The sequence below is a fragment of the Plectonema cf. radiosum LEGE 06105 genome (assembly GCF_015207665.1).
Lineage (GTDB): Bacteria > Cyanobacteriota > Cyanobacteriia > Cyanobacteriales > Nostocaceae > Rivularia > Rivularia radiosa_A.
This window is the reverse complement of sequence record NZ_JADEWL010000199.1, coordinates 1-9,730: the sequence shown is the minus strand read 5'-3', so window position 1 is coordinate 9,730 and position 9,730 is coordinate 1. Positions and strand designations below refer to the sequence as shown.

At 37.3% G+C, this 9,730-nt stretch carries 6 protein-coding genes and 1 other RNA gene; 3 read left to right on the top strand and 4 right to left on the bottom strand.

Annotation, left to right across the window (positions count from 1 at the left end):
• Positions 1-60: 60 nt before the first annotated feature.
• The 3 genes from rnpB to corA form a co-directional block, all read right to left on the bottom strand.
• Positions 61-480, bottom strand: an RNA gene (rnpB, locus tag IQ247_RS29685) — RNase P RNA component class A.
• Positions 481-619: 139 nt separating this feature from the next.
• A complete protein-coding gene (locus IQ247_RS29680) occupies positions 620-1,348 on the bottom strand; it encodes a hypothetical protein (protein ID WP_193925496.1) in 729 nt (242 codons plus the stop codon).
• A gap of 18 nt (positions 1,349-1,366) precedes the next feature.
• Positions 1,367-2,509 (bottom strand): magnesium/cobalt transporter CorA, encoded by a 1,143-nt coding sequence (gene corA, locus IQ247_RS29675; protein WP_193925494.1) that lies wholly within the window; start codon positions 2,507-2,509, stop codon positions 1,367-1,369.
• 303 nt (positions 2,510-2,812) lie between these two features.
• On the opposite strand from corA, the gene IQ247_RS29670 reads away from it, so the two are divergent.
• The 3 genes from IQ247_RS29670 to IQ247_RS29660 all read left to right on the top strand — a co-directional run bounded on the left by IQ247_RS29670 (position 2,813) and on the right by IQ247_RS29660 (position 7,958).
• Complete coding sequence (locus IQ247_RS29670; protein WP_193925492.1) at positions 2,813-4,006, top strand: sensor histidine kinase; 1,194 nt, start codon at positions 2,813-2,815, stop codon at positions 4,004-4,006.
• 654 nt (positions 4,007-4,660) lie between these two features.
• Positions 4,661-4,801, top strand: coding sequence for a hypothetical protein (locus IQ247_RS29665; RefSeq protein WP_193925490.1), 141 nt, complete (start codon positions 4,661-4,663; stop codon positions 4,799-4,801).
• A 262-nt stretch (positions 4,802-5,063) separates the two neighbouring features.
• Positions 5,064-7,958, top strand: a complete 2,895-nt coding sequence (locus IQ247_RS29660; RefSeq protein ID WP_193925488.1) for a glycerol-3-phosphate acyltransferase — start codon at positions 5,064-5,066, stop codon at positions 7,956-7,958.
• Between the two features lie 226 nt (positions 7,959-8,184).
• Here IQ247_RS29660 and IQ247_RS29655 read toward each other — a convergent pair whose 3' ends face one another.
• On the bottom strand, positions 8,185-9,675 hold the full coding sequence (locus tag IQ247_RS29655; RefSeq protein ID WP_193925486.1) for a DNA phosphorothioation system restriction enzyme: 1,491 nt from the start codon (positions 9,673-9,675) through the stop codon (positions 8,185-8,187).
• Positions 9,676-9,730: the final 55 nt, after the last annotated feature.

Here is a 9,730-nt window from a genome sequence, read left to right as displayed (position 1 = left end):
CGGGGAACCCGCGCACGAGAGTGGCTTACCATCTCCCCATCCCCCCATCTCCAAAAAATGGGAGAGAGTCGGACATAAGCCGGGTTCTGTTCAAGGGCAGTTATCTATCTGGGACGTTTGTTACCAAACGCCTCAAGCGGCTCTCAAAAACGGAACTGGTAAAAGACCAACCGTAGTTCCTCTCACCTTGCTTCCAACCGGGGTTTACCGAGCCAGCACCTCTCGATGCTGCTGGTGAGCTCTTACCTCACCTTTGCACCCTTACCATTTTCAGTTATCAGTAATCAGTTATCAGTTATCAGGTATTTCCTGTTTACTGTTTACTGATTACTGTTTAGTGAATTTTGGCGGTATTTTTCTGTGGCACTATCCTCACGCTCGCACGCACTGGGCGTTACCCAGCAAGTTTGGTCTTTGGGAAGCCCGGACTTTCCTCAAATTAGTTTTTTTTAACTAATCTGCAACTGCCTCGCCTACTCTCTCTTAATATTCTAGTTTAATCTCAAACGACCTTAATCTGGATTTCTCACAAGTAAGTGGTAAGCGTTGAATGACCGATTGATTTTCCCACTACTCACTATTCACTCCAACTTCCTTCTTGTTTGTGAGAAATGCGGGCTTAAGATGGTCTTTTTTTATTCCAAGGTAGGGCGTAACTCCAAGGTAGTTTTCTAATTATAAAAGGACAAGTAATAATCGACATGGGAGGGATATTTTTGCCTGGAACTAATCCCACTCGTACTTCTGAAAATCTCAGCACTAATTGCAGAGAAAATTTGATTTCTTCTCTTCTGCTGATAAATTTTTTGTATAATTTTCTATGAGCTTTGTTCGGACTGCCTTTAAGTCCAACGATATCAACTAATGGTTTTGTTGTTTGATATGTTCCGGTTTCTTGGTCTCGCTCAAATACGTCTTCAGCAGTAATACCTTGTACAAGGGTTTGAGTAGGAGCAATAAGACTTGGACTTTGAGGTACTGCTAAATCGCGGGACAAGTCTGGTGATTTACGAATTACTCGACGTGATACATTTTTATGATTTTCAGCTAAAGAGCAGTTATCCCAGTCAACATACACCGCAACATTATCTGATTTATTCCCAAGGATAAGTAATAAATCCTTTACGTCATTTTTCCCTTTAATATCGTTAGAAGCTTTAAGTTTAAAGGTAATAGAAATTTTATCATCGAGTTCTTGTTCTTTTAATTGTTTGTCAACAGATGCCTTATCAAAAGCAAATTTAATTTGTTCATCAATTGACTCGACCATTAAGTTGAAAACATAACTAACACCGATGATATAAAGCGTTAGTACTAGTAGATTATTGGAATTCGTCTGTTCTTGCATTTATCTAAATATAACCCCCTAAATTTTTCGCTCACCTCGAACATCTTTAATTGTGGAAGGATTTTCCAACCAACCCCTCCGTCGGAAAAATAACAATAAACCAGCGGCGATCGCCACCATCGCTGCCACACACAACCAGAAACCCCAAGGTGTTTTCAAACCGGGTATATATTCAAAGTTCATCCCGTACACCCCAGCAATAAAGGTTAATGGTAAGAAAATCCACGAAAACACCGTCAGCAACTTCATGATTTCATTCATGCGGTTGCTTACTGCTGAAAGATATACGTCCATTAAACCCGATGCAAGTTCTCGATAAGTTTCGAGCATATCTATAACTTGCACTGCATGATCGTAACAATCTCTAAGATAAATTCTCACCTCCTCACTAATAAGTTCATTACTATCTCTAATCAAAACATTAATGGCACTACGCTGAGGCCAGATAGCACGACGTAATTGTAACAATTCTCGTCTAATTCGATAAATTTTTTGCAGTGTTTTCCGAGTTGGATTTACGATTACTTCCTCCTCTAAATCTTCAATGCGTTCCCCGTAATCTTCGAGTACGGGGAAAAAACCATCGATGATTGCGTCTATTAGAGCATAAGCTAAATAATCAGCTCCCTGCTTGCGGATGATACCTTTATTGTTGCGAATTCTCAAGCGTACTGGTTCAAAGCAATCAAGATAAGGTTCTTCTTGTACTGTCAGCAAATAATTCTTCCCTAAAACAAAACTTACCTGTTCGCTGTGAAAACCATCGGAATTTTCTGTTGGCATCACCATCCGAGAAATTATCACCAATTGGTCTTCATAATCTTCTATTTTCGGACGTTCTGGAACATTTACTACATCTTCTAAAACTAGGGGATGCAGTTGAAAAACTTTACCAATTCGTTGCAAAATATTTGTATTACCCAAACCTTGTACATCTACCCAAGAAACTGATTGAGTATCCAGATAATTAGCGCAATCTTCTGGCGTACTAATCCTGGGAAAAATGACTTCATTTTGATTGTAATCAATTAAGAAAATCTGGGTTTCTGATGCGTCTTCATCAATATTAAGAGTTCCTGGTATTGTTCCGGGATGGTGATAAAAATCGTCTTCGTAAGGTTTGATTATTTGGGGAGTCGAGCGAAAGAATTTTCTGAACATACACTTTAATTTAATTTTGTCAGTATTTTAGATAACGGGTTCTCAAATTTTTTAGGCGTTTGCAGTGCAATATGACCACCACTACAGGAGATGTACTAAAATTTATACTCTCTATAAAGTTTATAACGAATACTACTGTACAAAATTTTTGTTCGGAATTTAGTCTCAAATTAATTTACTCAAAAATCCCAGAATATTCACTCTAGTCATACATATTGATGACTAAAGTCATGTTATAAATTTCCCTGGTATTACATGATATTTATAAGACAGTTTACTGGTTCTTGGAGTCATTTTAATTTCATGCATTTTACACCAACTACTTCTTTATCTATTCGCCGTAGCATACGTTATCTTGAATGGTTGATTTTAATTGTATATTTATTTATGTTTGTATTAAATCGCAGTGAAACGAGTTATTCTTATCTACCAATACCCACTTATATAGCCTTTGCTCAAATAATTGTTTTAGCAGGTTTAAGCTTTATATTTCCAACTAATCGTCCTCCAGGGTATAGACAAACTTATATTGGTTTAGAAATACTCATAATTATGATTGCGAGAGCAGTAGGTATTGGTTTTGATATCGTTCTCTATCTGGTAATTGCTAAAAGCTGTTTTTTATTAAAACGAAAACAAGTAATTGTGATTACGATCATATCTGGAATATTATGGAATCTGTTATTGGCTTTGAGTATACCTAAAATATTAGAATTTAATCGCGCTAATTTAACTCAAATAGTTGCGGAATTAGATAATACTAACTTAATTATTAGTAGAGTCGTGATTAATGATATTGGGGGCTATATTGCAGCAAGTTTATTTGTACTTTTATTTAGCTTTGTTGTGATAGCAGAACAAAAAAGCCGTCAGAAAGCAGAAGCCCTAACCCAACAAGTAGAAATCTTAGCTGCAAGTTTAGAACGCAGTCGTATTGCTCGTGAGATTCACGATTCTTTAGGTCATTCTCTAACAACATTAGATATACAGTTAGAACTAGCTCAAAGATTGTATGACAAAGACCCAAATAAAGCTGTTAATTCTTTAAATATTGCCAAAGAATTATCGAGTGAATGTTTAACAAAAGTCAGACATTCTGTACAATCAATACGTCAAACTAATTTTAATCTTAATCAAGCTTTAGCAATTTTAGTAGAGCAAGTTGGACGAAATCAATCATTTACTATTCATTTAGATTCGGAATTACCACAATTACCCAATCAAACCAGTCATCAACTGTATTGTATTGTTCAAGAAGCAGTTACTAATATTCAAAAACACGCCATCGCAAAAGTTGTGAATATCAAAGCTTATCAAAATACTCAAGGAGTTATTTTAGAAATTATTGATGATGGTCAAGGTTTTGAAGTTAACGCTCATCACACAGGTTTTGGTTTACGGGGAATCCAAGAACGAGTACAAATTTTAGGTGGTGAACTTCAAATTAAAAGTACTTCTGCTCAAGGTACTCAGATTCGAGTTTGGATTCCGGTTTGAGGAGGTTTATTTCTTTGTAAATATGTCTTTCTTTCATACATTGTGGGAGCGAAAAATACTTCCGCGATTATAAACCTGCTTTTTCTCCAAAACATCATAAATCTACCTTTGATAAACAATACTTTGTTAAATCTAGTAATTAATCAGTTTTTTGTATTCATATTCCGTTACAAACCCGTTATTAAAGTTTACATAAAAATTTTTATTGACAGGATTCTCAATTATTTAACGAGATTACAAGAGGTGTGGCTGTAATATGGTATTGTTATGCTTAGGGAAGCAGTTTGTTTAATTTTCTATATTTCTCCTAATTAACCCTTAAATAAGCAGCAATCAACCTGATATTTAGATAATTTTTGTACTACAACACCAGATAAACATTCAAGAATACTCCGAGTAACTGTGAAGCGATGTAAATTTTATTGTGATTAAAAATACTATTTTTTTGGTAATTAAATACGGATATTGACAATTAATAGATTTAATGAATGATAATCATCAAATCATGAAGATAAATATGAGACTGTGACTTGTTTACTTTTCTTAAGGAAATTGTAATCAGAATGTTTTACTGATATCTGCTTATATAGGAGGTAACGGACTACAATCAAGGCGGATAATTTCGCCGAAATCAATAAGGAAGGATTACTTATTATGTCCGACTTAAATAGAGGAATCATGAAATTTAAAGATGCGGATACTCCTAAAGCTGTAATTATTTCTACCGTTCTGGTTTTGGGTTCCATTGCATTACTTATCTTTTGGGCATTGCAGGTAGCTTACACAGTAAACTAGGAAACGAAGCTCCTCCAGAATAACGGCAGTTAAATGTATTACAGATGTGTTAAGCCGGAACGACAATATTCACTCACTTTTTTGTCGAGAAATGTTGAACGGGAACACAAGAATAATTATGAATTCTTGTTTATCAGTAGCAATTCATTTTTAGCTTATATAGGATTCTAAGGGGTGCGGATTATATTATCATTGCCCCTTAGACCGTTATCAAAATCTAAAACCAGAATTTTAGATTGAAGAGAAACCAAAAACCAATCATATGCTTGAACTCTGGGGTGCTTTAGTTATTTTGATTTTCTGCCCCATTTTGGGAGGTTTACCAGTAATTTCCTGGATTACCAATGCTTCTTCTAAGCGTCGGTTGGCGGAAATTGGTACTGGTAATATTGGTGTTAGTGCTGCTTTCTACCACGGTGGAACCTTGGTAGGGGTTCTTGCTGTTTTATCGGAAGCTCTGAAGGGAGTTCTCGCTGTTTTAGTAGCTCGTGCTTTTTTTGCTAACGGTTCCTACTGGGAGTTAATTGCTTTAATTGCTTTGGTTATAGGTCGATTTTTAATGGCAAAGGGTGCTGGTACTACAAATGTTGTCTGGGGATTTGCGGTACACGATCCAATGGCAGCTGCTTTTGTATTTTTGGTTGGTAGTATCAGCTTTTTGCTTTTACGTTCTAAGGAATTAGCAAAATATGGGGTACTGGTTTTATTTCCGCTAATTGTAGCCATATTGCATTTTGACGATTTCGCGAAAATTTTGGCAGCGGTTGTTTTAGCAGCGTTACTTGGCTGGATTTACCAACAGATTCCCGACGATTTAAACTTAAAAGTATCTGAAGCTAAACCAGAGTCCCAGGCAATGTTTCAATTATTACGCGGCAACCAAAAAATTCTTTCTCTGGATGATGAATTAGATGCTGCGATTGTCGGCAATAAAGCAGCTAGGTGTTCAGAAATCAAGCGTATTGGTTATCCGGTTCCCAAAGGTTGGGTATTAACTCCCATGGATGAACCTGAAATGTTGATCGATTATCTTCAACCATCAGATTTATCTCCCCTTGCAGTACGTTCTTCTGCTTTAGGAGAAGATACAGAAGAGGCTTCCGCAGCCGGACAATATGAATCTGTTTTGAATGTAACTACAAAAGAAGGCTTATTACAAGCTATTAATACAGTTCGTGCTTCCTACGAGCATCCAGATGCTGTTCAATATCGTCGCGATCGCCTTGGACGCAGCGAAGCTGAAGGCAATTTCAAAGAAGCTGCAATGGCGGTTTTGATTCAACAACAAGTCCAAGGTGTATTTTCTGGAGTTGCTTTTAGTCGCGATCCGATTACTCAAGAAAGCGATGCTGTGGTAATTGAAGCTACAGCGGGAAGTGCTGCTCAAGTTGTTTCGGGGAGATATACACCGGAACAATATCGAGCTTTTGTGGTTAAAACAGAGAATTTATCTTCTGTACATTTGGAAGGTGAAGGACAAGTACCTGCTGTATTAATCAAGCAAGTAGCGTACTTAACCAGGCAAATTGAACAATATTATCACGGTATTCCCCAAGATATCGAATGGAGTTATGACGGTCAAACTTTGTGGATATTACAAGTTCGTCCCATAACTACTTTATTACCGATTTGGACGCGCAAAATCGCCGCTGAAGTAATTCCCGGAATCATTCACCCATTAACTTGGTCGATTAATCGTCCGCTAACTTGTGGTGTTTGGGGAGGAATTTTTGCCATAGTATTAGGTGAACGTGCTTTAGGATTAGATTTTAATCAAACGGCGACGCTGCATTTTTCTAGAGCTTATTTTAATGCGAGTCTTTTAGGACAGATTTTCCGACGTATGGGTTTACCCGCAGAAAGTTTGGAATTTCTAACTAGAGGAGCCAAAATGAGCAAACCACCTTTAAATAGTACTTTATCAAATCTTCCCGGATTGCTGCGGTTGCTTACAAGAGAATTCAGTTTATCAAGAGACTTTAAACGAGATTATCGCAAGCGGTTTGTGCCTGGTTTGACAGAATTAAAACAACAATCGCTACTCGAACTTGACCAAGCTCAGCTTTTAGAAAGAATTGAATATATTTTAGAATTACTTCGTAGCGCTACTTATTATAGTATTATGGCTCCTTTGAGTGCTGCGATTAGACAAGGGATTTTTAAACCAAAAGATAGTCAAATTGATAATAGTGCAGCTCCGGAAGTTGCAGCATTACGAGAACTTGCGGAATTAGCCTACTCTGCCAAATTAATACTACCGGATTTCGATCCAGAGACTCTATTTGAAGATTTGGCTGTTTCCACACCGGGACAAAAAATTCTTGAGCAGTTTGAAGCTTTTATTAATCGTTATGGTTACTTAAGTGATGTGGGAACTGATATTGCGGTTCCCACTTGGAGAGAAGAACCAGAAGCTGTCAAGCTGTTATTTGTGCAGTTAATGCAAGGAAACCAACCCCCGGCAAACAAGCGCAACAGAAGAGGAGTTGTACAGCGTCGTGTAGATTTAAAAGGACGAGTTACAGAAGTTTATTCTCGGTTGCTAGCACAGTTACGCTGGTCTTTTATTGCTTTAGAAAGAAATTGGCTGCAAAACTCTTTGCTTCAACAACCCGGAGACATCTTTTTTCTCGAAATTGAAGAAGTACAAAAAATTATTCGAGATGCGGATGATCAATTAATCAATTATTTAAGGTCGTTGGTGGAAATGAGAAGAAATCAACTTCGGGAAGATAGTCAACTCAATCCCGCACCGCTCTTAGTTTACGGTAATGCACCTCCGGTATCAATTTTTGTTTCTAATTCTTCTCTACTAGCGGATGGAATGTTAACCGGAATTCCTGCAAGTCACGGACAAGTTGAAGGTAGAGTAAAAGTGTTACGCAATTTACAATCAATTCCAGATATTGATAAGCAGACAATTTTGGTGGTTCCTTACACGGATTCTGGCTGGGCTGCTTTACTGACAAGGGCTGGTGGTTTGATAGCAGAAGCTGGTGGTAGGCTTTCTCACGGTGCAATCATCGCTCGTGAATACGGAATTCCCGCAGTTATGGATGTGCATAATGCCACTTGGTTATTACAAGATGGTCAGCGAGTACGGGTTGATGGTTCTAGGGGAATTATAGAGGTATCGAACGATTTACGACCAGGGTGAAGAGGATGGGGTGATGGGGTGATGGGGAGATTGAGTTAGAAATTTTCAATTCGGATCTTTAATTTAGGTACGATTATCAATCCCCAATTACCAATTACCAATTACCAATTACCAATTACCAATTACCAATTACCAATTACCAATTACCAATTACCAATTACCAATTACCAATTACCAATTACCAATTACCAATTACCAATTACCAATTACCAATTCCCTTTTTTAGTTAAACATCTAATAATCCATACCGCTTTTGTAAATCTAATAATTTTATCCTTGCTTCACCAGCATTGTCAGCTAAATCGGCAAACTCGACAAACCGTCGCAATTCTTTTCTTAATAAATTGCGTTCTACTTCTAAAGTCTTTCTATCTAAATCTGGTGGTAATACAATCATGTCAAATATAGTTGCTCGTTCCTTATTTGGATGAGGACGTAAAATACGTCCCCGTCGCTGGATAAATTGTCGGGGATTACTCGAACTTGCTAAAATTACGGCTGTTTTGATTGCGGGAATATCGACTCCTTCATCCAAACAACGAATTGCGACTAAACCTTGTAATTCTCCACTTTCAAATTGATTTCTTAAAGTTTCTCTTTCGACTAAAGAAGTTTCTGCGGTATAAGTACTAACTCTGTAACCCAAATCTACCCCCAAAATGCGAGTTACTTCCTTGAGTTGACGTAAATTAGCTCTTCCCTGGGTTTCTTGACAACCGTCGCTGCAATAAAATAATGTATGAGTCGTTTCACCTCTTGTTCTCATTAATTCCCGCAAAGCATTTAATTTATTTTCTGCTCCACTTACTAATCTTGCACGTTGAATTAATAAGGCTTTAATATCTTGGTTATCTTCAATATTAATTAAATTTGTATTTTCTTGCTGCTGATAAAATAAAGCACGTCCAATCTTATGAGTCAATTTTGCATAAGCATAACTTTCAGATTCGGTTAATTCTATCGGTAGCGGATAATAAAGATAGCGTACCAAAGCACCTTGAGTAATGGCATCTTTTAAAGTAAATTCCGGTTGCAAAACTGCGCCAAAATAATTAAATAAAGATTCAGTTCCCACCTCATCAAAATATCTTTCCGGTGTCGCAGATAGCCCCAATCTTAAGCCTATATTGCGCGGTAAACTTTCTTCTAACTTAGGTGAACCTAAATTATGCGCTTCATCTCCAATAATTAAAGTCTTTTGGGGAAAGTATTTTAACTGAGATTGGAAACCATCACTTATTAATGTCGAATTAGTAGTAATAACCGTCAGAAAAGATTGGGAACCAGAACGCACGTTATAAAGTTGGGTAGAAAGTTGGGTTTGCCAATTACGAACATTTTCAAAAGCTAAAATTGGCTTTAAACCAAACTTTTCACATTCTCGCGCCCATTGAGTTACAAGATGGCGGTAAGGACACACCACTAGCAATATTTGCAAATTAATTTGACAATATAATTCATAAGTAATTGCTAATGCTGTAATGGTTTTACCACTACCAGTCGCCATTTTTAACGTACCTCTACCATTATTAGCAAACCAATTATTTGCAGCTTGCTTTTGATAGCCTCGCAATTGTAAAGATTGCGGAATTTTCGGACATCCCGTTAATGGTTGCTTTGCTTGGTAAATACCCTTGTTTTCGCCTGCATAACCCGGATAGGGTATTTTTAAACGAAAAGTAATTGGTGTATTAGCTTTTTTTTGCGTTAAATACATAAAATGGCGGCTACCCTGGCAATTTTAAGAGATGGGGGGATGGGGAGATGGGGAG

Excerpts from the sequence above, each read along its gene's own strand:
- IQ247_RS29680 (WP_193925496.1), bottom strand. The coding sequence starts at position 1,348 with ATGCAAGAACAGACGAATTCCAATAATCTACTAGTACTAACGCTTTAT.
- corA (WP_193925494.1), bottom strand. The coding sequence starts at position 2,509 with ATGTTCAGAAAATTCTTTCGCTCGACTCCCCAAATAATCAAACCTTAC.
- IQ247_RS29670 (WP_193925492.1), top strand. The coding sequence starts at position 2,813 with ATGCATTTTACACCAACTACTTCTTTATCTATTCGCCGTAGCATACGT.
- IQ247_RS29665 (WP_193925490.1), top strand. The coding sequence starts at position 4,661 with ATGTCCGACTTAAATAGAGGAATCATGAAATTTAAAGATGCGGATACT.
- IQ247_RS29660 (WP_193925488.1), top strand. The coding sequence starts at position 5,064 with ATGCTTGAACTCTGGGGTGCTTTAGTTATTTTGATTTTCTGCCCCATT.
- IQ247_RS29655 (WP_193925486.1), bottom strand. The coding sequence starts at position 9,675 with ATGTATTTAACGCAAAAAAAAGCTAATACACCAATTACTTTTCGTTTA.